28 protein-coding genes are annotated in these 23,771 nt (G+C 72.3%); 10 read left to right on the top strand and 18 right to left on the bottom strand.

Annotation, left to right across the window (positions count from 1 at the left end):
* Positions 1 to 64 precede the first annotated feature (64 nt).
* The gene (locus tag ACE3Q2_RS01870; protein ID WP_231696221.1) at positions 65 to 1,207 is read left to right on the top strand and encodes a polyamine ABC transporter substrate-binding protein; all 1,143 of its coding nucleotides are present in this window, start codon (positions 65 to 67) and stop codon (positions 1,205 to 1,207) included.
* Positions 1,208 to 1,248: 41 nt separating this feature from the next.
* Here ACE3Q2_RS01870 and ACE3Q2_RS01865 read toward each other — a convergent pair whose 3' ends face one another.
* Positions 1,249 to 1,878 carry a methyltransferase domain-containing protein gene (locus tag ACE3Q2_RS01865; RefSeq protein ID WP_231696220.1) on the bottom strand — a complete coding sequence of 210 codons (630 nt, stop codon included), beginning with the start codon at positions 1,876 to 1,878 and terminating at the stop codon, positions 1,249 to 1,251.
* A gap of 89 nt (positions 1,879 to 1,967) precedes the next feature.
* Here ACE3Q2_RS01865 and ACE3Q2_RS01860 point away from each other — a divergent pair, with 89 nt between their 5' ends.
* Complete coding sequence (locus ACE3Q2_RS01860; protein WP_231696219.1) at positions 1,968 to 2,408, top strand: DUF6491 family protein; 441 nt, start codon at positions 1,968 to 1,970, stop codon at positions 2,406 to 2,408.
* 9 nt (positions 2,409 to 2,417) lie between these two features.
* Here the strand turns inward: ACE3Q2_RS01860 and rlmKL are convergent, their stop codons facing one another.
* Genes rlmKL through ACE3Q2_RS01845 form a run of 3 tightly spaced genes read right to left on the bottom strand, consistent with a single transcriptional unit; the run spans position 2,418 to position 5,568 of the window.
* Positions 2,418 to 4,553 carry a bifunctional 23S rRNA (guanine(2069)-N(7))-methyltransferase RlmK/23S rRNA (guanine(2445)-N(2))-methyltransferase RlmL gene (gene rlmKL / locus ACE3Q2_RS01855; protein ID WP_231696218.1) on the bottom strand — a complete coding sequence of 712 codons (2,136 nt, stop codon included), beginning with the start codon at positions 4,551 to 4,553 and terminating at the stop codon, positions 2,418 to 2,420.
* Positions 4,550 to 5,071: an alpha/beta fold hydrolase gene (locus tag ACE3Q2_RS01850; RefSeq protein ID WP_231696217.1), complete on the bottom strand. Its 522-nt coding sequence runs from the start codon at positions 5,069 to 5,071 to the stop codon at positions 4,550 to 4,552. The genes rlmKL and ACE3Q2_RS01850 overlap by 4 nt, the downstream gene beginning before the upstream one ends.
* On the bottom strand, positions 5,068 to 5,568 hold the full coding sequence (locus ACE3Q2_RS01845) for an MOSC domain-containing protein (protein ID WP_374472316.1): 501 nt from the start codon (positions 5,566 to 5,568) through the stop codon (positions 5,068 to 5,070). The genes ACE3Q2_RS01850 and ACE3Q2_RS01845 overlap by 4 nt, the downstream gene beginning before the upstream one ends.
* Before the next feature lie 39 nt (positions 5,569 to 5,607).
* Here ACE3Q2_RS01845 and ACE3Q2_RS01840 point away from each other — a divergent pair, with 39 nt between their 5' ends.
* The 6 genes from ACE3Q2_RS01840 (at position 5,608) to ACE3Q2_RS01815 (ending at position 10,100) form a co-directional block, all read left to right on the top strand.
* Entirely contained in the window at positions 5,608 to 6,183 is a 576-nt protein-coding gene (locus tag ACE3Q2_RS01840) for an N-acetylmuramoyl-L-alanine amidase (protein WP_231696215.1), read from the top strand.
* A gap of 55 nt (positions 6,184 to 6,238) precedes the next feature.
* Positions 6,239 to 7,120 (top strand): acyl-CoA thioesterase II, encoded by an 882-nt coding sequence (gene tesB, locus ACE3Q2_RS01835; RefSeq protein ID WP_231696214.1) that lies wholly within the window; start codon positions 6,239 to 6,241, stop codon positions 7,118 to 7,120.
* Complete coding sequence (locus ACE3Q2_RS01830; RefSeq protein WP_231696213.1) at positions 7,120 to 7,515, top strand: LAGLIDADG family homing endonuclease; 396 nt, start codon at positions 7,120 to 7,122, stop codon at positions 7,513 to 7,515. Before tesB ends, ACE3Q2_RS01830 begins: the two co-directional genes overlap by 1 nt.
* Before the next feature lie 90 nt (positions 7,516 to 7,605).
* Complete coding sequence (locus tag ACE3Q2_RS01825; protein ID WP_231696212.1) at positions 7,606 to 8,190, top strand: hypothetical protein; 585 nt, start codon at positions 7,606 to 7,608, stop codon at positions 8,188 to 8,190.
* Positions 8,187 to 8,897 (top strand): hypothetical protein, encoded by a 711-nt coding sequence (locus tag ACE3Q2_RS01820; RefSeq protein ID WP_374472313.1) that lies wholly within the window; start codon positions 8,187 to 8,189, stop codon positions 8,895 to 8,897. Before ACE3Q2_RS01825 ends, ACE3Q2_RS01820 begins: the two co-directional genes overlap by 4 nt.
* Positions 8,898 to 8,957: 60 nt before the next feature.
* Positions 8,958 to 10,100: an RNA polymerase sigma factor gene (locus ACE3Q2_RS01815; protein ID WP_231696210.1), complete on the top strand. Its 1,143-nt coding sequence runs from the start codon at positions 8,958 to 8,960 to the stop codon at positions 10,098 to 10,100.
* Between the two features lie 68 nt (positions 10,101 to 10,168).
* Here ACE3Q2_RS01815 and ACE3Q2_RS01810 read toward each other — a convergent pair whose 3' ends face one another.
* The 13 genes from ACE3Q2_RS01810 to ACE3Q2_RS01750 all read right to left on the bottom strand — a co-directional run bounded on the left by ACE3Q2_RS01810 (position 10,169) and on the right by ACE3Q2_RS01750 (position 20,746).
* Complete coding sequence (locus tag ACE3Q2_RS01810) at positions 10,169 to 10,528, bottom strand: PilZ domain-containing protein (protein WP_043803289.1); 360 nt, start codon at positions 10,526 to 10,528, stop codon at positions 10,169 to 10,171.
* Complete coding sequence (locus ACE3Q2_RS01805) at positions 10,525 to 11,523, bottom strand: DNA polymerase III subunit delta' (RefSeq protein ID WP_231696209.1); 999 nt, start codon at positions 11,521 to 11,523, stop codon at positions 10,525 to 10,527. Before ACE3Q2_RS01805 ends, ACE3Q2_RS01810 begins: the two co-directional genes overlap by 4 nt.
* Complete coding sequence (tmk, locus tag ACE3Q2_RS01800) at positions 11,520 to 12,137, bottom strand: dTMP kinase (protein ID WP_374472372.1); 618 nt, start codon at positions 12,135 to 12,137, stop codon at positions 11,520 to 11,522. Before tmk ends, ACE3Q2_RS01805 begins: the two co-directional genes overlap by 4 nt.
* Before the next feature lie 11 nt (positions 12,138 to 12,148).
* Positions 12,149 to 13,180: an endolytic transglycosylase MltG gene (mltG, locus tag ACE3Q2_RS01795; RefSeq protein WP_374472310.1), complete on the bottom strand. Its 1,032-nt coding sequence runs from the start codon at positions 13,178 to 13,180 to the stop codon at positions 12,149 to 12,151.
* Positions 13,181 to 13,195: 15 nt separating this feature from the next.
* Entirely contained in the window at positions 13,196 to 14,011 is an 816-nt protein-coding gene (gene pabC, locus ACE3Q2_RS01790) for an aminodeoxychorismate lyase (RefSeq protein WP_231696206.1), read from the bottom strand.
* Positions 14,008 to 15,348 (bottom strand): aminodeoxychorismate synthase component I, encoded by a 1,341-nt coding sequence (locus ACE3Q2_RS01785; RefSeq protein ID WP_374472307.1) that lies wholly within the window; start codon positions 15,346 to 15,348, stop codon positions 14,008 to 14,010. Before ACE3Q2_RS01785 ends, pabC begins: the two co-directional genes overlap by 4 nt.
* Positions 15,349 to 15,371: 23 nt before the next feature.
* Positions 15,372 to 16,610, bottom strand: coding sequence for a beta-ketoacyl-ACP synthase II (gene fabF / locus ACE3Q2_RS01780; protein ID WP_374472305.1), 1,239 nt, complete (start codon positions 16,608 to 16,610; stop codon positions 15,372 to 15,374).
* Between the two features lie 136 nt (positions 16,611 to 16,746).
* On the bottom strand, positions 16,747 to 16,986 hold the full coding sequence (acpP, locus tag ACE3Q2_RS01775; protein ID WP_034210536.1) for an acyl carrier protein: 240 nt from the start codon (positions 16,984 to 16,986) through the stop codon (positions 16,747 to 16,749).
* A gap of 130 nt (positions 16,987 to 17,116) precedes the next feature.
* Positions 17,117 to 17,860 (bottom strand): 3-oxoacyl-ACP reductase FabG, encoded by a 744-nt coding sequence (fabG, locus tag ACE3Q2_RS01770; protein WP_374472302.1) that lies wholly within the window; start codon positions 17,858 to 17,860, stop codon positions 17,117 to 17,119.
* Between the two features lie 21 nt (positions 17,861 to 17,881).
* Positions 17,882 to 18,823, bottom strand: a complete 942-nt coding sequence (fabD, locus tag ACE3Q2_RS01765) for an ACP S-malonyltransferase (RefSeq protein WP_231696202.1) — start codon at positions 18,821 to 18,823, stop codon at positions 17,882 to 17,884.
* A gap of 96 nt (positions 18,824 to 18,919) precedes the next feature.
* Positions 18,920 to 19,894, bottom strand: coding sequence for a beta-ketoacyl-ACP synthase III (locus ACE3Q2_RS01760; RefSeq protein WP_374472299.1), 975 nt, complete (start codon positions 19,892 to 19,894; stop codon positions 18,920 to 18,922).
* Between the two features lie 128 nt (positions 19,895 to 20,022).
* Positions 20,023 to 20,217 (bottom strand): 50S ribosomal protein L32, encoded by a 195-nt coding sequence (gene rpmF / locus ACE3Q2_RS01755; RefSeq protein WP_231696201.1) that lies wholly within the window; start codon positions 20,215 to 20,217, stop codon positions 20,023 to 20,025.
* A gap of 13 nt (positions 20,218 to 20,230) precedes the next feature.
* A complete protein-coding gene (locus tag ACE3Q2_RS01750; RefSeq protein WP_231696200.1) occupies positions 20,231 to 20,746 on the bottom strand; it encodes a YceD family protein in 516 nt (171 codons plus the stop codon).
* A 118-nt stretch (positions 20,747 to 20,864) separates the two neighbouring features.
* On the opposite strand from ACE3Q2_RS01750, the gene ACE3Q2_RS01745 reads away from it, so the two are divergent.
* Positions 20,865 to 21,350: a hypothetical protein gene (locus ACE3Q2_RS01745; protein WP_231696199.1), complete on the top strand. Its 486-nt coding sequence runs from the start codon at positions 20,865 to 20,867 to the stop codon at positions 21,348 to 21,350.
* Complete coding sequence (locus tag ACE3Q2_RS01740) at positions 21,347 to 21,925, top strand: nucleoside triphosphate pyrophosphatase (protein WP_374472295.1); 579 nt, start codon at positions 21,347 to 21,349, stop codon at positions 21,923 to 21,925. The genes ACE3Q2_RS01745 and ACE3Q2_RS01740 overlap by 4 nt, the downstream gene beginning before the upstream one ends.
* Here ACE3Q2_RS01740 and ACE3Q2_RS01735 read toward each other — a convergent pair whose 3' ends face one another.
* Positions 21,926 to 23,740: a glycosyltransferase family 39 protein gene (locus ACE3Q2_RS01735; RefSeq protein ID WP_374472293.1), complete on the bottom strand. Its 1,815-nt coding sequence runs from the start codon at positions 23,738 to 23,740 to the stop codon at positions 21,926 to 21,928.
* Between the last annotated feature and the right edge of the window lie 31 nt (positions 23,741 to 23,771).

The raw sequence follows: 23,771 nt of genomic DNA, 5'->3' as shown, positions 1-23,771 counted from the left end.
GGCGCGCGTTGACAGCCCCCTCCCCCGCGCCGACCATGGCAGGCCCGAACCTACGGAGCCGACCATGATCCTGCGCTACAGCCTGATCGCTTCCGCCCTCCTGCTGGCCGCGTGCAGCCGGTCGCCGGAGCCGCCCGCCACCGACGCGGCGCCCGCCGCCGATGCTTCCGCGCAGGGCGAGAAGGTCGTCTACGTCTACAACTGGTCCGACTACATCGCCGAGGACACCATCGCCAACTTCGAGGCCGAGACCGGCATCAAGGTGGTGTACGACGTCTACGACAACAACGAGATGCTGGAAGCCAAGCTGATGGCCGGAGCCTCGGGCTACGACCTGGTGTTCCCCTCGGCGCGCCCGTTCGCGCAGCGCCACATCCAGGCCGGCGTGTACGCGCCGCTCGACAAGTCGAAGCTGTCGAACCTGGGCAACCTCGACGCCACCCTGCTGCAGGGCCTGCAGGACGTCGACCCGGGCAACGCCCACGCCCTGCCCTACATGTGGGGCACCACGGGCCTGGGCATCAACGTGGCCAAGGTGAAGGAAGTGCTGGGCGAGGACGCGCCGCTCGACTCCTGGTCGCTGCTGTTCGACCCGGCCAACGCCGCCAAGCTCGCCGCCTGCGGCATCACCGTGCTCGACGACGAACAGGAAGCCTTCGCGGCCGCGCTCATCTGGAAGGGCATGGACGCCAACGCCCTCACCGGCAACGAGACCCAGGTGGTCACCGACGTCTTCGCGGCGATCCGCCCGCACGTGCGCTACTTCAATTCCTCGAAGTACATCGACGACCTGGCCAACGGCGACATCTGCCTGGCCATGGGTTACTCGGGCGACGTGTTCCTGGCCGGCGACCGCGCCGAGGAGTCGGGCAACGGCGTCGAGATCCAGTACATCATCCCGAAGGAAGGCGCCGTGCGCTGGGTGGACCTGATGGCCATCCCGAAGGACGCGCCGCACGCCGGCAACGCGCATGCGCTGATGGACTACCTGCTCAAGCCGGAAGTGGCCGCGGGCATCACCAACTACGTGGCCTACGCCAGCCCGAACACCGCGGCCACGCCGCTGGTGGACCCGGAAATCTCCGGCGACCCGGGCGTGTACCCGCCGGCCGAGGTGCTGGCCAAGCTGGTGGACCCGGTGACGCTGCCGCCGGAAACCACCCGCGAGCGCGTGCGCGCCTGGACCACGATCAAGACCGGCCAGTAAGGCCGATGCCCGGCGCGCCCCCGGGGCGCGCCGGACGCACCTCAGCGCATCGAGCGCGGGGTGATGGCGCGCGAGACGCGCCGCGAATACACGTACACCGTGGCCGGCGGCACGTTCCACCAGGTGAAGCTGCCGCGCCTGGCGTTGAGGTCGAGCGCCTCCAGCACTTCGCGCGCCACCGGGTTGGCCGGGCCGTAGGTGAACTGCACGAACCGGCCCTGCGGCTGCAGGCAGTCGAAGGCCGCCGCCAGGATGGCCTGCTGCGTGGCCTTGGGCATCGACAGCAGGCCCAGGCCCGACACCACCGCGTCCACCGGCGCCTCGGGGCCGAAGCCGCGCGCCGAGGCCACCTCGGCCAGGTCGCGGGCATCGGCGCAGGCCACCTGCACGTTCGGGAAGTGGCGCTGCAGGTGCTGGTGCAGCTCTTCGTTGAGCTCGAGCACCAGCAGGTCGGCGGGCGCGATGCCGCTGTCGAGCAGGGCCCGGGTGAACACGCCGGTGCCGCCGCCCAGTTCGACCACCCGGCGCGCCCCGCGCGGCAGCTCGGACATCATCTGCCGGGCCAGCTGGCGGCTCGAGGGCGAGATGGCCGCCATGCCCAGCGGGTTCTTCAGCCATTGGCGGAAGAAGGTCCAGGTGTGCGCCAGGGCGGTGGGGGCACTTCGGTTCATGTCCACAGCATAATGCTCCGGAAAGCGTTTCGGACAGGTTAATCGTCCCGGTCCGAGACTGGCTTGCATCCCCGCCCGAGGCCACTGCCATGCGTCACGCCCCGCTCCTGAGCACCGCCCTCGCTTCCCTTGCGCTGGCCGCCTGCGCCAGCCTGCCCGGACCCGCCACGCCCGACGCCCCGGGCAAGCGCGCCGTGGTGCACCCCAGCGAATGTTTCGACCCGGCCTTCGCCCGCGGCTGGGACTACGTGGACGACGACGAACTGCTGGTGGACGCCGGCCGCCGCAAGTACCGCATCCGCCTCTCGGAGCTGTGCCTGTCGCTGGGCACTTCGCCTGACCTGGGCTTCGTCGGCGACCAGGTGAGCAACCGCATCTGCGGCCACGTGGGCGAATACGTGCTGGTGGGCCGCGAGCGCTGCCGCATCCAGCGCGTGGAGCGCATCGACGAGGCCGAATACCTCGAGGCCACCGGCCGCGACGAACCCAAGGGCCGCATCAAGGCCGGAGCCGCCAGCCAGGGCGACTGAGCCGCGGCCTCAGCGCCGCCGCACTTCCCAGCAGCGGTGGATGCGCGGGTTGCGCTCGAAGTCGGGCGCGATGGTGTCGCGGCTGATCTCGCGGGCCTCGGCGAATTCCGCCACCGCCGCTTCGTCGAGCTTGAAGCGGCGGTAGTTGTTCGAGAACAGCAGCAGCCCGCCCGGCGCCAGCCGGGCCACCGCGGCGCGCAGCAGGCGCACGTGGTCGCGCTGTGTGTCGAAGTCGTCGGCGCGTGCCGAATTCGAGAAGGTCGGCGGGTCGCAGAAGACCAGTTCGTACTGGCCGCGGTCGGCTTCCAGCCAGGCCATGGCGTCGGCCTGCACCAGGCGGTGCTGGCGGCCGGTGGCACCGTTGAGCGCCAGGTTGCGCCCGGCCCACTCCAGGTAGGTGCCCGACAGGTCCACGCTGGTGGTTTCCGCCGCGCCGCCCACCGCCGCGTGCACGCTGGCCGCGCCGGTGTAGCCGAACAGGTTGAGGAAGCGCTTGCCCGACGCTTCACGGCCGATGCGCAGGCGCACCGGACGGTGGTCGAGGAACAGGCCGGTGTCGAGGTAGTCGAACAGGTTCACCCACAGGCGGGCGCCGCCCTCGCGAACGGCGACGAATTCGCCGCGCTGGTCCATGCGCCCGTACTTGCTGCCGCCCTTGCCGCGGGCGCGGGTCTTGATGGCCACCTGGCCCGGCGGCACCGCGAACACGTCGCGCACGGCGTCGAGCAACTCGCCGAAGCGGCGTTTGGTGTCGGCCTCGGGGATGCTGGCCGGCGCCTCGTATTCCTGCACGTGCACGAAGGTGCGGGCCTCGCCGCCGTCCTCGGCGTACACATCCACCGCGGCGGAATACTCCGGCAGGTCGGCGTCGTAGGCGCGGAAACAGGTGACGCCCTCGCGCTCGCGCCAGCTGCGCGAATTGCGCAGGTTCTTGCGCAGGCGGTTGGCCACCATCTGCGCGCCCTCGCCCAGCGGCCTGGCTTCGCGCGGGGCGCGCGCCGGCGGCTGCACCGGGTCGCAGAGCACCAGGCTGCATTCGAGCGCGCCGTTGAAGAAGGCGTAGCGCTTGGCGGCGCGCAGGCCGGTGGCGTGGGCCAGGTCGTCGGAGCCGCACAGCAGCACCGCGCGCCACTCGGGCACGGCGGCGCGCAGCGCGTCGCCGAGCGCGCGGTACAGCGCCGGGTCGGCGGCCAGGCGCGCGTCGTAGGGCGGGTTGCAGGCGACCAGGCCGCGCGCCACCGGCGGCGCCTTCAGCGCGCGGATGTCGCCGCGGTCGAGCCGGATGAATTCGGCGACGCCGGCGCGGTCGGCGTTCGCCACCGCGGCCTGCAGCGCCTTCGGGTCGAGGTCGGCGCCGAAGAAGGCCGGGCGCAGCGCGGCGCGCCCGGCCTCGGCGCGCTGGCGCGCCTCGAGTTCGATGCGCGACCACAGCGCCTCGTCGAACTGGCGCCAGCGCGTGGGCAAGGTGCCGGCCAGGCGGCGCAAGCCCGGCGCCTCGTCGGCGGCCATCAGCGCGCCTTCCACCAGCAGGGTGCCGCTGCCGCACATCGGGTCGAGCAGCGCGCCGCCTTCGGCATAAATCTTCGGCCAGCCGCCGCGCAGCAGCATGCCGGCGGCGAGGTTTTCCTTCAGCGGCGCCTCGCCCTGCGACTGGCGCCAGCCGCGGCGGTGCAGCGGGCCGCCGCCCAGGTCCACCGAGACGATGGCGCGGCCCTTGCGCACCACCAGGCTCAGGCGCAGGTCGGGGGCTTCGGTGTCCACCGAGGGGCGCACACCGTGCGCGGCGCGCATGCGGTCGACCACGGCATCCTTCACCCGCTGCGCGGCGTAGCGCTCGTGCGTGAGGCCGGGGCCGGAAACGTGCGCGTCCACCGCCAGCGTACCCTCGGGGTCGAGGTGGCGGGTCCAGTCGATGGCGTGCACGCCCTGGTAGAGGTCGTGCTCGTTGGCGCATTCGAATTCCGCCAGCGGCCACAGCACGCGGCTGGCCAGGCGCGAGAACATGACGGCGCGGTAGGCGGCCTCGGGTTCGCCCTCGGCGTTGGCGCCGGCGAGCGCGGCGCTGGCCCTGGCCGCGCCCAGCGCCACCAGCTCGTCGGCCAGCAGGTATTCCAGGCCCTTGGCGCAGGCGACGAAGAACTTCACGCCGACAACATCTGCAGGAAGCGGCCGAATTCCTCGGCGCAGAATTCCACGTGCGCGGCCAGACGGTGGCTGTCGGGCACCATGACGAGGTGGTCCTGGCGCCGCTGCGCCCAGCGCACCACGTCCTGGGCCGGGATCAGTTCGTCCTCCCAGCCGTGCACGATGCGCGTGGGCACCATGGCGGCGCGCAGGTAGCGCGGCTCGGTTTCCAGCGCGATGGGCGGCGCCATCAGGAACAGGCCGGCCACCGGGATTTCCCGCGAGACATGCGCCGAGATGTAAGCGCCCATGCTCGAGCCCGCCAGCACCAGCGGCTTGCGCGCGGCGAGATGCGCGCGCTCGGCGAGGCGGCGGATGCGCGCCTTCACGTCGCCCAGCGGGCCGAGCACGTCGAGGTCGCGGTAGTCGGGGCGTTCGTGGGTCCAGCCCAGGGCGCCGGCGGCGCGGGCCAGGGCCGCGGCCTTGCTGGCCTCGGGGCCGCTCTCGAGCCCGTGCGAAATGATGACGTGGCCGCTCACGCGGCGTCCTCCGGCACCAGCAGGTCGCCCACGGCGATGCGGCCGCCGCTGACGATGCGCGCGCACAGGCCGCCGTGGCCGCGCATGGCGTTGTAGCCGCCGGGGCCCAGCGCGGCTTCCATGCGCGAGCACGGGTCGCAGTCGCCGGTGCCCTCGAACACGGCCTCGCCGATGCGGAAGCGCCGTCCCTTGAGCGCCACCAGCGGCAGGCCCGAGACGACCAGATTGCGGCGCAGGGTGGCGGGCTGCACCGATTCGAGCCCCGCCAGCGCGGCGATGGCCGGCAGGTGCTCGGCCTGGACCAGGGTGATGCCGCGCTTGCCGCTGGCGCTGGCGTAGCGGTCGCCCAGCAGGCCCTTGCCGGCCACGGCCTCGGCGGCCCCGACTTCCCGCATGGGCACGTCGCGGGCGGTGCGCAGGCCGAGCCACTGGACCCGGCCGGGGCGCGGCAGCGTGGCCATCAGGGCGCCTAGCGCGGAGTCGGCGGGAAAGGGCATCGGGGGGCTCCGGAAACGGTCGCGATGTTAGCATGCGGCATGACCCCCGACCTGCCGCCCGAGCCCGTCCTGCACGACTGGCCACTTCCGTACGAACACCGCCTCGAGACCCGCCCGCTGGCCCAGGTGGACCTGGTGGTGATCCATTGCACCGAGCTGCCCGACCTCGACACCGCGCGCCAGTACGGCGAACGCGAGATCTACGACAGCGGCACCGGCAACAGCGGCCACTACTACATCGACCGCGACGGCAGCATCCACGTGTTCGTGAAGCCCGACCGCGTGGCGCACCACACCCGCAGCTACAACGAGCGCTCCATCGGCATCGAGCTGGTGAACCGCGGCCGCTACCCGGACTGGCTCGATTCCCGCCGCCAGGCCATGGACGAGCCCTATACCGACGCCCAGGTGGCCGCGCTGCTGGCCCTGCTGGGCAAGCTGGAACGGGAACTGCCCGCGCTGGAATTCATCGCCGGCCACGAGGACCTCGATCTGGCCCAGGTGCCGGCCAGCGACAACCTGCACCAGCTCGTGTTCCGCAAGCGCGACCCGGGGCCACGCTTTCCCTGGTCGAAGGTGCTCGACGGCAGCAAGCTGCAGCGCATCCGCCCCTGAGCCCGGCCCGGGCGCCCGCCGCGGGTATAATCCGCGGCCGAACCCCGGAGTCCCCATGACCGCATCCGTCGCCGCCGAACTGGTCGACCTGTTGCGCCTCGAGCGCCTCGAAGACAACCTGTTCCGCGGCCAGAGCCGCGACATCGGCACCAAATACGTCTTCGGTGGCCAGGTGCTGGGCCAGGCCCTGTCGGCCGCCCAGCAGACCCTGGCCGACGACCGCCACGTGCACTCGATCCACGCCTACTTCCTGCGCGCGGGCGACGTCGAGCACCCCATCGTCTACGACGTGGACCGCACCCGCGACGGCAACAGCTTCTCGGTGCGCCGCGTCACCGCGATCCAGCACGGCAAGCCCATCTTCGTGTTCGCGGCCTCGTTCCAGGAAAACGAACCGGGCAACGAGCACCAGCTGGGCATGCCCGAGGTGCCGGCGCCGGAAGACATCGAGCCGGTGCCCGCGCCCACCGCCGAACAGCTGGCCCAGCTGCCGCCCAAGGCGCAGCGCTGGCTGTCGCGCATGGGTCCCTTCGAGATCCGCCCGGTGTACCCGCGCGACGAAGTGAAGCCGCCCAAGCGCCCGCCCTACCAGCAGGTCTGGTTCCGCCTCACCGGCGAAGTGGGCGACTCGCCCATCCTGCACCAGGCGCTGCTGGCCTATGCGTCCGATTTCCACCTGCTCGGCACCGCCACCTTCCCGCACGGCATCAGCTACTACCAGCCGAACGTGCAGATGGCCTCGCTCGACCACGCCATGTGGTTCCACCGCCCCTTCCGCGCTGACGACTGGCTGCTCTACTCGCTCGACAGCCCCAGCGCCCAGGGCGCGCGCGGCCTGGCCCGCGGCCAGATCTACGCCCGCGACGGCCGGCTGGTGGCCTCCACCGCGCAGGAAGGCCTGATCCGCGTCCTGCCCGAAGCCTGGGTGGCCCGCTGATGCGCCAGGTCTTCACTTCCGTCCGGCTGGAAAACGTCGAAGGCGTGCAGCGCCTGCTCGAGGAAGCCGGCATCGCCACCAAGATCACCCAGGGCCGCAGCTGGAAGGGCACCAGCCGCCGCGAGTTCAGCTATTCGGCCAAGGACCACGACCCCAGCCAGCAGCCCGCGCTGTGGGTGCTGCGCCCCGACGACTTCAAGCGGGCGCGCGAAATCCTGCACGACGCGGGCCTGCTCGAGGCCACCCGCGAACCGTCCTACCTGCCGGAAAACCTGCAGTTCCGGGAAAAGCCGGTGACAAATCCGCGGGCGCGCATGAACAAGATCCGCCTGGCCCTGCTGGGCGCGGCGGCCGCCGGCGCCGCACTGCTCATCATCCGCCAGCTCGCCGGCTGAGCCGCGCGCCGGCGCCCGGACGGGCGTATGCTCAGGCCACCGCCCCTCCCCGGGGCGGGTTCGCCTGGTCGGTCGCCCCCGGAGACGCCCATGGTCCACGCGCTGCTTCGCGCCCCGCTCGCCGGCCTGCTGGCCTGCGCCCTGCTGGCGCCCGCCGCGGCCTTCGCCGCGGACCCGCCTCCGCCCAACATCATCCGGCTCGAGCCCAAGCCCATGGAAGGCCTGCGCGCGGGCCGCGCCGTGGTGGTGAAAGGCAAGGCCGGCCCCGACGGGCACCGTTTCCTGGTCGAGGGGCTCACCGCGATGATGCCGGTGACCGTGCTGCTGCGCCCCGTGCGCCAGGGCCAGGACGTACGCCTGCAACTGTCGAAGTACGCCTGGAACCAGCCACTGCGCGAAGGCGAAACGGAGGGCGGGATCCTGAAGTTCAAGATCCGTACCGAGGGCGAGTTCCAGGCCACCGTGAGCGCACCGGAGGCCGGCACCGCTTACCGCCTGCTGGTGTGGGTGGGCGACGAGGTGAAGCCCGAGATGCGTCCGGTGGTGGTGAAGGCCAGTGAATTCGAAGAGGCCGGCGACGGCGGCGGTTCGCTGGTGCTGTGGGTGATCGCCGGCCTGCTGGGCGCCGGCATCGTGTTGCTCGCCATCCTGGTCCTGCGGAGGAAGCCGTCATGACCCTGCGCCCCTGGCTGCTGGCCCTGCTTTTGCTCACCCTGGTGCCCACCGCCCTCGCCAGCCCCACCGGCACCGGCCTGGCCGGCTTCGGCGACACCGGCGAGGACGAGGACGACGGCGGCGACGATGGCGACGGTGATGACGACGACCCGCGCGAGGACATCGACGAGCGGATCGAGAACGTCAACGAAGTGCTCGACATCTACGACGACGCCACCCAGGCCTGGGACGACTGGCAGTCGCTGGACGACCGCGAGGCCGACTGCGGCTCCAACTACACCGCCGACGCCGGCCCGATGGTGCCCTCGCAGTGCGCCGACTCGCGCGAGTGCATGCAGTGCTACGGCGATGCGGTGCGCGCCATCGACTTCAACCGCTTCTACATCGAGCGCGCCCGCTGCATCACCGCCGCCAACGTGCGCATGGCCAAATCGGCCATGGCCTTCGGCGACAGCAGCTCGGGCGTGCACGGCGTGGCCGGGCTGTCGTGGTCGCTGGGCGGCAAGCCGCAGATCGAGAAGGCCGTGGCCGACCTCAAGCGAACCTACACCCGCAAGGCCAACGACTACCTGTTCGAGATCGACCGCTCGATGAAGAAGCTGGGCCAGTGCGAGGCCGAGCATTTCGGCAACCGCGACTGGTACCAGCGCTACGGCTGGCTCTACGTGAACTTCATGCGGGCCAAGTACGGCACCGCGCCCGAATAGCCGCGGTCACATCCGGCGCGCCGGGGCGTCCTGGGGTTTACCATCCCCGTGGAGCGCCCCATGAGCACCGACGTCCTCGAAAGCCTGGTCCACACCCACCTCCCGGCCGCCGCCCGTGGCGACCGGGACGCCTACGGCCGCATCGTCGCCGCCTGCCAGGGCACGGTGACCTCGATCGCGCTGGCCATCGTGCGCGACGTGCCGGCCAGCGAGGACGTGGCCCAGGAAGCCTTCCTCTCGGCCTGGCAGAACCTGCGCCGGCTCAAGAACCCCGACAGCTTCCTGCCCTGGCTGCGGCAGATCACCCGCAACCTGGCCCGCGACCACCTGCGCGCGCAGGGCCGTCGCCGCGAGCCGGGCGGCGACGTGGAACGGCTGCTGGCCCAGGTGGCCGACCCGCACCCGGAGCCGGCCGAGCGCGCCGCCGAGGCGGAGCAGCAGGCCGTCGCCGCCGCCGTCATCGACAGCCTGCCCGAGGAGTCGCGCGAGGTACTGCTGCTCTACTACCGCGAAGGCCAGAGCTCGCGCCAGGTGGCCGGCCTGCTGGGCCTGCAGGACGCGGCGGTGCGCAAGCGGCTTTCCCGCGCCCGCGAACGCGTGCGCGAGGAACTGCTGCAGCGCCTGGGCGAATTCGCGAAATCCACCGCGCCGGGCACCGCCTTCACCGCCGCGGTGGCGATCGCACTCACCGCCGCGGCGCCGCCGGCCGCCGCCGCCACCGCGCTGGGCGTGGGCGCGCTGGGCGGGGCCAAGGGCCTGGCGAAGGTGGGCGCGGGCGCGCTGGGCGGCGCCGCCATCGGCATCGCCGGCGGCCTGCTGGGCATCTGGATGGGCGTGCGCCGCTACCTGCGCGATCCCTTCGACGACGCCGAGCGGCGCAGCCTCCTGGCCTATGCCCTGGTCATGTCGGGCCTGGTGGTCGGCTTCAGCCTGGGCATAGTGGCGCTGGCCAGGATCCCCGGCTGGATCCCGCACTTCCTGCTCTCGGTCGGCTTCATGCTGGGCGTGACGATGAGCTGCGCCGTCTGGCTGCCCAACATCCTGGCGCGGCGCCAGGCGCGCGAGCGCGAGCTCGACCCGGTGGGCGCCGCGGCGCGCCAGGCCCGCGAACGTCGCACCGGCCGCTGGGGCGCCATCGCCGGCATCGTGCTGGGCAGCGCCGGCCTGCTGCTGGGCCTGTGGCTCAGCGGCCGCATGGGCTGAGCCCCGGAAACACGAAGGCCCCGGGGGTCGCCGGGGCCTTCGTTCGCCTCGCGCCCGGGGCGCGCGCGTCACATGGTGTGGGTGGGCTTGTCGGCCTCGAGCGTGCCGGCCAGGAAGGTTTCGATCTTGCCCTTCACCGTTTCGGCCTCGGCGCTGTCGGCGAACTGCACGCCGATGCCGGCGGTGCGGTTGCCCTGGGCGCCGGCCGGGGTGATCCAGACGACCTTGCCGGCCACCGGCAGGCGGTCCTTCTCCTCCATCAGCGACAGCAGGATGAAGACCTCGTCGCCCAGCGCATAGCGCTTGGTGGTGGGCACGAAGATGCCGCCGCCCTTCACGAAGGGCATGTAGGCGTTGTACAGCGACGCCTTGTCCTTGATGGCCAGTGACAGGATGCCCTGCCTCGCGCCCGCGCCGCCTCCGATCATCGCCCTGCCCTCGCCGCTTCCTTGTCCTTGAACATGCTACGCCATTCGAGCAGCAACGCGGCCAGCGCCAGGTCGTGGCGCAGGGCCGGCACGCGCAGCTGGTCGCGCGCGCGGTTGATGCCGTCGAACCAGGCCGAAAGCTTCTGGAAATCGCCCGGCAGGGTCAAGCCGGGGGCCGGCGTGCCGGCCAGCCGCGCCGAAATGCCGTCGAGCGCGAGTTCGGCGGCGAAGCGCAAACGCAGCGCCGCCTGTTCGTCGCCCAGCCAGGCCTGGGCCAGTTCCACCGGCGCCTTGCGGCCGTCGGCCAGGGCGTTGAGGTCGGCCTGCACCTCGCCACGCAGCGCCAGCGAGCCGGCCTCGAGCCAGTCGGCGGCCAGGCCGGGGTGGCCGCGCGCCGCGTCCAGGGCTTTCGCCAGCGCCTGCGGGCCGTGGCCCTGCGCGCGCAGCCAGGCCTCCGATTCCGCGCGCGCCGGAAGACGGAACTCCAGCCGCTGGCAGCGGCTGCGGATGGTGGCCGGCAGGCGGCCCGGGCGGTCGCTCACCAGCAGCAGGTAGCGGCCCGGCGCGGGCTCCTCGAGCGTCTTGAGCAGGGCGTTGGCGGCGGCGGTGTTGAGCGCATGCGCCGGGTGGATCAGCGCCACCTGCGCGCCGCCCAGCTGCGGCGTCAGGGCGAACCACTGGCCCAGTTCGCGCATCTGGTCGACGATGATCTCGCTGCGCAGCTTGTCGCCCTTGTCGTTGGGCAGGAAGCTCACGTCGCGGAAATCCGGGTGGGTGCCGGCGGCGAACAGCTGGCAGCCGCGGCAGCGGCCGCAGGCGAGGCCGTCGGCGCCGGGGCTTCCGCAGAGCAGGCGTTTTCCCAGCAGCTCCGCCACCGCCTGCTTGCCCAGGCGCTCGGCGCCCACTAGCAGCAGGGCGTGGCCCAGGCGGCCCTCGGCCAGGCTGGCCAGGGCCTTGTCGAGCACGCGCTGCTGCCAGGGCGCCAGCGTGCTCATGCGCGCTGCGCCAGCCACGCGCGCAGCGCCGCCACGGCGGCTTCGCGCACGGCCTCGGCCGGCTGGCTGGCGTCGATGACGCGGAAGCGTTCCGGTTCGGCCCTGGCGCGCGCCAGGTAGGCGGCGCGCACGCGTTCGAAGAAATCCTCGCGCTCGCGTTCGATGCGGTCGGGTTCGCCGCCGCGCGAACGCGCGCGCGCCAGGCCCTGGGCCACGCCCACGTCGAGCAGGAAGGTCAGGTCCGGGCGCAGGCCGGCGGCCCAGCGCTCGAGTTCGGCGATGTGGCCGGTGTCCAGGCCGCGGCCGCCGCCCTGGTAGGCGAAGCTGGCGTCGGTGAAGCGGTCGGCCAGCACCGCCGCGCCGCGCGCGAGTGCCGGCCGGATCACCCGGCGCACCAGCTGCGCGCGCGCCGCGAACATGAGCAGCAGCTCGGCCTCGGGCACCAGGTGCTGGCCGGGGCTGAGCAGCAGTTCGCGGATGGCCTCGCCTTCCGGCGTGCCGCCCGGCTCGCGCGTGGCCACCACTTCGCGGCCGCCCTCGGCGAGCACCGCGTGCAGCGCCGCGATCACGGTGGACTTGCCGGCGCCCTCGCCGCCCTCGAGGCTGACGAACATCCCCCGCGCGCTCACCGGCAGCGCCCCAGCTGGTGGCAGGCCACGGCGCGGTTGTGCTCGGCCAGCGAGGACGAGAACACGTGGCTGCCGTCGCCGCGCGACACGAAGTACAGGGTGTCGCCCGCCTGCGGCTTGGCCGCGGCCACCAGGGCGGCGCGGCCCGGCATGGCGATGGGCGTGGGCGGCAGGCCGCCGCGGGTGTAGGTGTTGTAAGGCGTGTCGGTGGTGAGGTCGCGCTTGCGGATGTTGCCGTCGTAGGCGCTGCCCATGCCGTAGATCACGGTCGGGTCGGTCTGCAGGCGCATGCCCAGCTTGAGCCGGCGCACGAACACGCCGGCGATCTCGGGCCGCTCCGAGGGCTTGCCGGTTTCCTTCTCGACAATGGAGGCCAGGGTGAGCAGCTCGTCCGGCGTTTCCAGCGGCAGGCCCGGGTCGCGCATGGCCCAGGCGTCGGCCAGGGCCTTGTCCATGGCCAGCGCGGCGCGGCGCAGCAGGTCCACGTCGCTCATGCCGCGGGTGAAATGGTAGGTCTCGGGCAGGAAGCGGCCCTCGGGGTGCTCGCCCTCGCGGCCGAGCGCCTTCATCAGCGCGGCGTCGTCGAGGCCCGGCAGGGTTTGCACCAGCACCTCGTCCTTGGCCAGCGCCGCGCGCAGATCGCGCAGGTTCCAGCCTTCGACCAGGGTGAAGCGGTGCTGGATCACCTGCCCGCTCTCGAGTTTGCGCAGCAGCTGGGCCGGGGTGATGCCGTGGCGGATCGTGTAGTCGCCGACCTGCAGGCGCGACATCACCTGCATCTCGTGCGCCAATGCCTTCCATTCCAGGTCGTGGCCCTCGCTCACGCCCAGGCCGCGCAGCTTGTCGAGGATGTCCTGGAAGCCGTCGCCGCGCTCCACCGTGAGGATGCGTTCGCTGCCGGCCAGCGCGAGCGGCGTGGTGGCGAAGGCGTCGTAACGCTGCCAGAGCCAGCCGCCGACGGCGACGGCCAGCAGCAACAGCAGCGCCACCGTCGCCTTGAGCACCTTGTGCGAGGACTTCTTCGCCAAAATCACCAACCCCCGTCAGAACGCCGGCACGTCGCGGCGCAGCCGCCGGCGCAGGTCGTCGAGCGCCGGATGCGGCGCCCAGGTTCGTTGCCCCAGGCGACCGACCGGCAGGATACCCCGCACGGCGTTGCACAGGAAAAGCGCCTCGGCCGATTCGACATCGGCGGGCCACAGCTCGGCCTCGGTGGCGCCGGGCTCATTCGCCAGCACCCAGCCGCGGGCGATGCCGGCCACGCCGGCCTCATGCAGCGCGGGCGTGATCCAGCGGCCGCCGACGAGCGCGAACAGGTTGGCGGCGGTGGCGCAGGTGACGCGGCCGGCGGCGTCGAGCATGAGGCCCTCGTGGACGGCGGGGTCGCTCCACTCGGCGCGCGCCAGCACCTGCTCGAGCCGGTTGAGGTGCTTGAGCCCGGCCAGGCGCGGCTGCGGGGCCAGGCGCGTTTCGCACCAGCGCAGCGACAGCGGGCCATCGAAGGGCGCCGGCAGCGCGTGCACCGACAGCACCACGGTGGGCACCGCCGCGTCGGGCGCGGAATAACCGCGGCCGCCGCTGCCGCGGGTGAGCACGAGCTTGAGCACGGCTTCGGCCGGCGCGCCGGCCAGCAAGGCCGAGGCTTCGCCGGCCAGCCAGGCGGCATCGGGCGCGGGCAGGCCGAGCCGGCGCGCGCCGTTGGCCAGGCGCGCCAGGTGCGCGTCCCACCAGGGCAGCCGGCCCGCGCTCACGCGCAGGGTTTCGAACAGGCCGTCGCCGTAGGCCAGGCCGCGGTCGGCCGGGTCCAGCGCGGGCACTCGCTCCCGGCCGCGGTAGATCGCCGTCGCCAGCGCGCTCATCCGGCGGCACCCAGCGCGCGCAGCAGGCCGCGGGCCTTGGCGCGGGTTTCGTCGAGCTCGCGGCCGGCGTCGGAGTCGACCACGATGCCGGCGCCGGTGCGGAACTGCAGTTCGTCTCCAGCCAGCCAGGCGCTGCGGATCAGGATGTTGAGGTCGAGGTCGCCATCGCGGCCGAGGTAACCGAAGGCGCCGGTGTAGGGGCCACGCCCCTCCCCTTCGAGCTCGGCGATGATCTGCATGCAGCGCACCTTGGGCGCGCCGGTGATGGTGCCGCCGGGGAACACGGCGCGGATGACTTCGCCCGGCGTCGCGCCCTCGCGCAGCTGGCCGGACACGTTCGAGACGATGTGGTGCACGTGGGCGTAGCTCTCCACCACCATCAGCTCGTCCACTTTCACGCTGCCCGGCGCGCAGACGCGGCCCAGGTCGTTGCGCTCGAGGTCGATCAGCATCACGTGCTCGGCGCGTTCCTTGGGGTTGCCGACCAGGTCGCGTATGCGCGCCGCGTCGTCGTCGCCCGGGAAACGCGGGCGCGTGCCGGCGATCGGGCGCGTGTCCACGCGCCGGCCGCGCACCGACACCAGGCGCTCGGGCGAAGAGCTGAGCAGCGCCGCGTCGCCCACCCGCAGCAGGCCGGCGAAGGGCGCGGGGTTGGTTTCGCGCAGGCGGGCGTACACCGCCGCGGGGTCGGGCGCCTGGTGGAAACGCGCGCGCCAGGCCCGCGACAGGTTCACCTGGAACACGTCGCCGGCGCGCAGGTAGTCGTGGATGCGCGCCACGCCGCCGGTGAACCGTTCCGGCGCGTCTTCGGCCAGCAGCGGCGGCGCGAAGGGCGGCGGCACGGCGGCCATGGGCGCGGCGGCAAGCGCGTCGAGCCAGGCTTCGGCGCCGGGCTCGGCGACGGCCAGGCATTCGCCGGTGCCGCGGTCGCGCAGCACCGCGGCGGGGCAGCGCATCGCCAGCGCCACCGGCAGCGGGCCGGGGGCCGCCGGCAGCGCGAGGCTGGGCTCGACCTGCGCCGTCAGTTCATAGGCCAGGAACAGGGCCCAGCCGCCGCGGAACGGCAGGCTGGCGTCGCCTTGCGGCATCTGCGACTCGCGCCAGTCGGCGTCAAGCGCCGCCAGGAATTCCGGGCCCGCGTCGGCGCCGCCCGGCAGGCGCCGCACGCGGCCGCCGGCATCGAGCCGCAGGCCGGTGCCGTCGGTGGCCAGCAGCAGGTCCCAGCGCGAGAGCGCGTTGCCGCCGGCCACGCTTTCGAGCAGCAGCGGGAAACGCGCGGGGTCGGCCGACTGCAGTCGCAGCAGGTCGGTGCCCGGCGGCAGCGCGCGCGTCAGCATCGCGGTGGCCGGGCGGACCGGGCTCAGAGCTTCCGGAACACCAGGGTGCCGTTGGTGCCGCCGAAGCCGAAGCCGTTGGACACGGCCACGTCCACCTGGGCCTGGCGGGCCACGTTCGGCACGTAGTCGAGGTCGCAGCCTTCGCCCGGGTTCTCGAGGTTGATGGTGGGCGGGATGACGCCGGTGTGCAGCGCCAGCACCGAGAACACCGCCTCGACGCCGCCGGCGGCGCCCAGCAGGTGGCCGGTCATGGACTTGGTGGAGCTGACCATCAGCTTGCGGGCGTGGTCGCCGAAGGCGGCCTTGATCGCCATCGTCTCGCCCAGGTCGCCCAGCGGCGTGGAGGTGCCGTGCGCGTTGAGGTAACCCACCTGCTCGGCGTTGATGCCGGCGTCCTTGAGCGCCATGCGCATGCAGCGCGCGGCGCCCTCGCCGTTTTCACTGGGCGCGGTCATGTGGAAGGCGTCGGAGCTGGCGCCGAAGCCGGCCAGCTCGCAGTAGATGCGGGCGCCGCGCGCCTTGGCGTGTTCGTATTCCTCGAGGATGAGGATGCCGGCGCCGTCGCCCAGCACGAAGCCGTCGCGGTCCTTGTCCCAGGGACGGGAGGCGCGGGTCGGGTCGTCGTTGCGGGTGGACATGGCCTTCATCGAGCAGAAGCCGCCGACCGAGGTGGGCGTGCAGCCGTGCTCGGCGCCGCCGGCCACCATGATGTCGGCGTCGCCGTACTGGATCATGCGCATGGCCATGCCTATCGAGTGGTTCGAGGTGGCGCAGGCCGAGACCGCCGAGAAGTTCGGGCCCTTGATGCCCTTCATGATCGTCAGCTGGCCCGGCAGCATGTTGATGATGGTGCTGGGCACGTAGAACGGCGACACCTTGCGCGGGCCGCCCTCGTGCAGTGCGATGGCGGTTTCCTCGATGCCGCGCACGCCGCCTATGCCTGCGCCGATGAGCGCGCCGATGCGCTCGGCGTTGGCGTCGGTCACCTCCAGGCCGGCGTCGTCCATCGCCTGGAAGCAGGCGGCGAGGCCGTAGTGGATGAAGGTGTCCATCTTCTTGACGTCCTTCGGCGGCAGGAAGGACTTGGCGTCGAAGTCACGCACCTCGCCGGCGATGCGGGTGGCATACGCGGCGGGGTCGAAATGGGTGATCGGGCCGATGCCGCTGCGCCCGGCCTGGATGCTGTCCCAGGCGGCGGAGAGGCTGTTGCCGATGGGCGAGACGATGCCCATGCCGGTGACGACGACGCGACGATGACTCATGGCGAAACTCCGCTATGGATTCAGGGTGCGTGGCGGAGGCCACGCATGCGCCGGCGCACGAGCCAATGCTTGGGCCGGATGCCGCAAACGCGCAGGGCCGCGCAAGCGCGGCCCCGCCGTTGGAACCGCCAGGCGATCAGGCCTTGACGTGGGCCTTGATGTAATCGATGGCCTGCTGGACCGAGGTGATCTTCTCGGCCTCTTCGTCCGGGATCTCGCACTCGAACTCTTCCTCGAGGGCCATGACCAGCTCGACGGTGTCCAGGGAGTCGGCGCCGAGGTCGTCCACGAACGAGGCGTTCACGGTGACTTCCTCTTCCTTGACGCCCAACTGCTCGATGACGATTTTCTTGACGCGTTCTTCGATGCTGCTCATGGATCTGTCTCCTCCCGGAGGGGTGTTTTCGGGCGCATTGTAATCAAATGCCGGCCGTGGCGGGCGCCGGACGCGCCACGGCCTGGGTATGGGCGGGGGATTCTATCGCAAATCCTGCCCAGGCAAGGACTTAGGGCATGTACATGCCGCCGTTGACGTGCAGGGTTTCGCCGGTGATGTAGGCGGCCGCCGGGCTGGCCAGGAAGGCCACCGCATGGGCGATGTCGGACGGCTCGCCGAGGCGGCCGAGCGCGATCTGGCCCACCAGGGCCTCGCGCGAGGCCTCCGGCAGGTCCTTGGTCATGTCGGTCTGGATGAAGCCGGGCGCGACCACGTTCACCGTGACGCCGCGGCTGCCGATCTCCTTCGCCAGCGACTTGCTGAAGGCGATGATGCCGGCCTTGGCGGCGGCGTAGTTGGCCTGGCCCGCGTTGCCGGTGACGCCGATGACCGAGGCGATGTTGATGATGCGGCCCTTGCGGGCCTTCATCATGCCGCGCATCACGGCCTTGCTGGTGCGGTAGACCGAGCTCAGGTTGGTGTCGAGGATGGCCTGCCAGTCCTCGTCCTTCATGCGCATGAGCAGGTTGTCGCGGGTGATGCCGGCGTTGTTCACGAGGATGGAGACCGGGCCGAAGGTCTTGCCGATCTCCTCGATGACGGACTCGACTTCTTCGCTGCTGGCGACGTCGAGCTTGCGGCCCGCGCCGCCGCTGGCGGCCAGGCGCTCGCCGATGGCGGCGGCACCGGCTTCGCTGGTGGCGGTGCCGATCACGGTGGCGCCCATCGCGGCCAGTTCGGCGGCGATGGCCGCGCCGATCCCGCGGCTCGCACCGGTCACCAGCGCAATCTCACCCTTGAGCACGTCAGACATCATGGTTCTCCGTAATCAGGTTCAGCGCTTCCACTCGGCCATCGCCGAGTCGAAGTCGGCGGGGGTGCCGAGGGCGCGGGCGTCGAGCGACTTGTCGATGCGCTTGACCAGGCCGGTGAGCACCTTGCCCGGGCCGCACTCGGCCACGCGGGTGGCGCCGCGCGCGGCCAGCGACTGCACGCAGTCGGTCCAGCGCACCGGCAGGTACAGCTGGCGCACCAGCGCGTCGCGGATGGCCTGCGTGCCGGCGTGCACTTCGCCGTCGACGTTCTGCACCACCGGGATCGCGGGTTCGGACCAGGCCATGCCGGCCATCACTTCGGACAGGCGGTTGGCGGCCTCGCGCATCAGCGGCGTGTGCGAAGGCACCGACACCGCGAGCTTGACGGCCTTGCGCACGCCGCGCGCCGAGAGTTCGGCCAGCGCGCGGTCCACCGCGGCGGCGCTGCCGCCGATGACGACCTGGCCGGGCGAGTTGTAGTTCGCAGGCACCACGACCTCGTCGCCGGAAACTGCCTCGCAGACTTCGGCCACCAGCGCGTCCTCGGTGCCCAGCACCGCGGCCATGGCGCCGGTGCCGGCGGGCACCGCCAGCTGCATCAGGCGGCCGCGCTCGCGCACCAGGCGCGCGCCGTCGGCGAGCGTAATCGCGCCGGCGGCCACCAGGGCCGCGTATTCGCCCAGGCTGTGGCCCGCCAGCAGCGACGGCGCCGGGCCGCCCTGCGCCTGCCAGGCGCGCCACACGGCGACGCCCGCGGCCAGCAGCGCCGGCTGGGTGAATTCGGTCTGGTTGAGCTGTTCTTCCGGGCCCTGCTGGGACAGCGCCCAGAGGTCGACGCCGGCGCCCTCGGAGGCTTCGGCGAACGTGGCCCGCACCTGCGGGTGCGCCGCGGCGAGTTCGGCGAGCATGCCCAGCGACTGGGAACCCTGGCCGGGGAAAACGAAGGCGATGGACTGGCTCATTGCTGATCCGGGCGACGTAATCCGCGAATCATAAGCGAGGGACCCGGCCTTCCGTCTGTACCGCCGCGTAGGGTCGCCGGGCGACCCCTGCCCGCCTCAGTAGCGGATGAGCGCCGAGCCCCAGGTGAAGCCGCCGCCGAAGGCCTCGAGCAGCAGCAGCTGGCCGCGCTGCACCTTGCCCGAACGCACGGCTTCGTCGAGCGCCAGCGGCACCGAACCCGAGGAAGTGTTGCCGTGCTTGTCCACGGTGACGATGACGCGGTCCATCGGCATCTCGAGGCGCTTGGCGGTGGCCTCGATGATGCGCAGGTTGGCCTGGTGCGGGATCAGCCAGTCGAGCGCCGACTTGTCCAGGCCGTTCGCGGCCAGGGTTTCGTCCACCACGGCGTCGAGCGCCTTCACCGCGTGCTTGAAGACCTCGTTGCCGGTCATCAGCACGCGCACGCCGGCGTTCTTCTCGCCGGGCTTGAAGCCTTCGGACACGCCCACCGGGTTGTAGAGCAGTTCCTTCTTGCCACCGTCCGCGTGCAGGTGCGTGGACAGGATGCCGGCCTCGGCGTCGGCCTTGAGCACCACGGCGCCGGCGCCATCGCCGAACAGCACGCAGGTGTTGCGGTCGGACCAGTCGAGCATGCGGGTCAGCGTTTCGGCGCCGATCACCAGGATGGTCTTGCAGGTGCCGGCGCGGATGAACTGGTCGGCGATGCTGAGCGCGAACAGGAAACCCGAGCAGGCCGCGTTGACGTCGAACGCCGCGCAGCCGTTGGCGCCCAGGCGGTGCTGCACCAGGCAGGCGGTGGACGGGAAGATCAGGTTCGGAGTGGTGGTGCCGAGCACGATCATGTCGAGCTCGGACGCCTGCACGCCGGCCGCTTCCATGGCGGCGCGGGCGGCGCGTTCGGCCAGGTCGGCGGTGGTCTCGCCGTCGGCGACGACGTGGCGCTGTCGGATGCCCGTGCGGCTCGCGATCCATTCGTCGGTGGTCTCGACGAACTGCTCGAGGTCCTTGTTGGTCAGCACCTTCTGCGGCAAGGCGCTGCCGGTACCGGCGATACGCGAGAACACGGCCATCGTCACTCCCTCTGTGCGCTGGCGGGCGGGCCGGCGCGCGGCCACCCACCGTCAGAAACGCGCGCGGCGGGACCAGGCCCGCCGCGCTCGGCTTGCTATGGCTCCGCCCCGGGGGGCGGAACGCGGCCTCAGTCTTCCGAGACGACCGCGGACTTCACGTCCACGACCTTGCGGCCGCGGTAGTAGCCGTCCTTGGTGACGTGATGGCGCAGGTGGGTCTCGCCCGTGGTCGGGTCGGTGGCCAGCTGCTTGGCGGTGAGGGCGTCGTGCGCACGGCGCTGGCCGCGGCGGGACGGGGAAACTCGGGACTTCTGGACGGCCATGGCTTGTCTCCAACTACTTCTTGTGTGCCTTCAACGCGGCAAGCGCGGCGAAAGGATTCGGTTTTTCTTCTTCCTCCCCGGCGTCGGCGGGCCAATTGGCCGTCACCTCCGTCGAGTCGGGGTCGATCGGTACCACCGGGACGGCAAGGATCAGTTCGTCCTCGACCAGCCCGGCGGGGTCCAGCTCGCCGCTGGCGTCCAGCAGGAGGGGTTCGATTCCCTCCGGCAGCGCCGCCTCTTCCGCTTCGTCGGTGATCAGGCCCAGGCGCTGCGTGAGGCGCACCGGGTACACGAACCGTTCCAGCGTCCGCTGGCACTGCAGCGGCAGTTTGGCCTCGATGCGCAGTTCGACGTAACGCAGGTTCATCGCGTCACGGCCGAACTCCATCTCGAACCGGCATTCTCCGTCGGCGTCCGCCAGGGCCGGCAGCAGCCGGGGCATCCCGGACAGCGGCAGGCGGCCTTCGAACAACCGCTTGGCCGCAACCATGCGCCAGGCGTCGAGCACAGGGGGCAAGGGAGCGGACATAAGCGCGAAATGATAGGACCCGGGCGGCCGCATGTCAAACCTAAGCCGTTGCGCCCGCAAGGGTTTGCCGCCCCTGCCGGGGCTGGTGCAGACTGCCCGCTGACGCCCGGAAGCCCGCATGCCCACCGCGATCCTCATCCTTGGCCTGGCCAGCCTGGCCCTGGCCGCCCCCTTGCTGTGGTGGATCCTGCGCGGCCGGCGCCGCGACCGCAGCCTCGCCCGCCTGCTCGACCTGGCCGACGAGATGGAGCGCCTGCTCGACCGCAGCCAGGAGCGCATGCAGGCCCTGCAGGCCGTGGTGGGCCGGGTCCCGGCCGACATCGGCGCCGTGGCCCAGGCCTCGCTGGACGGTGCCCTGCCCGTGCGCGAGGCCAAGCGCGACCTGCTCCAGCACCGCCTCTGGATCAAGCACCACGGCCAGGCCGCCCGCCAGTCCGAGCTCGACGCCGCCTGCAACGCCCTGGCCCGGGCCCGCGACCGCCTGTCGGGCGAGCTGGCCGACCTCGAGCGCGCCGGGGCCGAACTGGCCGAGGCCACCGAAGCCAGCGAACAGGCCGCCCTGCGCGAACCGCCGGGCCTGCGCCGCGGCGCCGGCGAACCATGACCCCGCTGGTCCTGGGCTCCACCTCGCCCTACCGGCGGGAACTGCTGCAGCGGCTGGGCCTGCCCTTCGAGGTGGACCGGCCCGAGGTGGACGAGAGCCCGCGGCCCGGCGAAACGCCCGCCGCCCTCGCTGCCCGGCTCGCCGAAGCCAAGGCCCGGGCCGTGGCCGGACGCCACCCCGACGCCTGGGTCATCGGCTCGGACCAGGTGGCCGAACTCGATGGTCGCCCCCTGGGCAAACCCGGCGGCCCCGGGGCCGCCTTCGCCCAGCTGCGCGCCGCTTCCGGCCGCGAGGTGCGCTTCCACACGGCGTTCTTCCTATGCTCGGCGGCGCATTCCGGGGCGCACGCCGGGCTCGACCTCACGACCGTGCATTTCCGCGCGCTCGCCGACGACGAAATCACCCGCTACCTGGCCGTCGAGCAACCCTACGATTGCGCCGGCAGCTTCAAGTGCGAGGGCCTGGGCATCACGCTGTTCGAGGCCATCGACAACCGCGACCCGACCGCGCTCATCGGCCTGCCGCTCATCGCGCTGGCACGGGCGCTGCGCGCCGCGGGCTACGCCCTGCCCTGATCACTCGACCACGAGCACCTGCTCCGGCCAGCGCTCGACGCTGCCGTCGGCACCGTGCAGCACCAGCCCGAGCCAGTGGCGCCCGGACGCGCGCGAGGAAAGGTCGACTCGCGCCCGGAAACCGAAACCGTCGCCGGCCTCCGCGGGCAGGCCCCAGTAGTCCGCGACGTGCGGCATGGCGAGCCCCTGTTCCGCCACCGCGACCACCTCGCCGTCGAGCGTGAGTTCGATGCGCGCCAGCGCACCGCCCTGTTTGAACGCCCAGCCGGAAACCTCCACCGCCCCGCGCACGGCGGCGCCCGGCAGCGGCGCGTCAATCCAGGCCAGCGCCGGCAGCACGCACGCACCGGGAGCCGGCAGCACGAAGCGCAGGAAACGCTTGCGGCCGTGGTCCACCGAAAGCACCCGCGGCGGCGGCAGTCCGCCACTGCCCGCGCACAGGTCGCGGTAAGCCTGCAGCCGGTGCTTCAGCGGGCGCGCCGTGTCTTCCACCACCAGCAGCAGCGGGCCAGCACCGGCATCGCGCGGCGATTCCAGCAGAAGTCCCCAGTCGGCCAGCTGCACGGCGCGGCCGTGCTTGGCGTTGAGCGGGTGGTCGAGCACGCGCACGTCGCCGCGGTCGAGTTCGAAGGCCAGCTGCGCGCCGAGCATGAAGTTGTCGGCCACCAGCGTCGTGCCCACCGGCATCCCGGCGAGGTCGCCGCGCACCGCGTCGGCCACTTCATGCCAGCCGCTGAAATTGTCGGCATAAGCCGGGCCATCGGCCAGCAAGCTGCGTCCCTCCGGCTTCGCCAGCAGCGCGAGGTAGCCGAACAGCAGTGCCAGCCCCATGGCCGCCGTCGCGTGCAGCACACGCCGCGCCCACGGCCGCCAGCGCGCCAGCGCCGGCGGCGCCAGCGCGCACAGCGCCAGCCAGCCGGCCAGCGGCCAATGGAAGGTGACGCGCTCGGCGTCGGCGAAAAAGCCCATGAGGAAGTAACCCGGCACGGCCACGAAACCCAACCCGGCCATGAGGCCCCAGGCCGCCAGGTGGCGGTCGCGACGGCGCCGCCATGCTTCGCCCAGCGCTTGCAGCAGCAGGAGCATGAGCAGCGGCGTCACCAGCAGCGCCTGCACCAGCGGCCACCACAGGCCCCGCAGTTGCGGCTGCCACGGATGCCGGTCGACGAACTGGAAGCCCAGGCCCGCGCCGGCGTGGCCGAGGTTCCAGGCCAGGGTCGGCCACCAGGCGGCGGCGCCGGCGGCGAGCGCCAGCCACAGCCCCGGGCGCCGCAGCAGCGCGCGTCCCGCCGGGGAGCACAGCAGGCCCGCCGCGCCGGCCAGCACCACCAGCGCGAACCGGTAATGCGCGAACGCACCCAGCGCCAGCGCGAACGCCAGTTGCAGCGCCGCGCCGTGCGAATAACGCCGCAGCATTGCCGCGAACGCGTCCAGGCAAAGCAGCGCCGCCAACAGCATGGGCACGTCCGGCAGGGCCAGCACGCCCATCGCCCCGCCCAGCGGCAGCAGCAGCGCCAGCAGGCCCGCCTGCCAGCCCGCCGCCGGGCCGAACCAGCGCGCCGCGATGCGCACCACCAGCCAGGGCAGCGCCGCGCCCATCAGCAGGAAGGGCGCGCGCACCGCCAGCGCATGCTGGCCGCCCAGCTCGGTGCCCAGGCGCACCAGCCACGCCGTCAGGCCAGGGAGGTCGGAATAGGCCCAGGCCAGCCGCCGGCTCTCGAGTGCATAGAAGGCCTCGTCGCCGAACAGCGGCAGTGTCGCCGCCAGCGCCAGCTTCGCCAGCAGCAGCAGCGCCCACAGCGCGAGGAAATTCACGCGCGGCGAACCCGCCCGCGTGCCAGCATCG

The sequence above is a fragment of the Arenimonas sp. genome (assembly GCF_041913985.1).
Taxonomy (GTDB): Bacteria; Pseudomonadota; Gammaproteobacteria; order Xanthomonadales; family Xanthomonadaceae; genus Arenimonas.
Note: the sequence above shows the minus strand (reverse complement) of the source record. Positions and strands in the feature narration are given on the sequence as shown.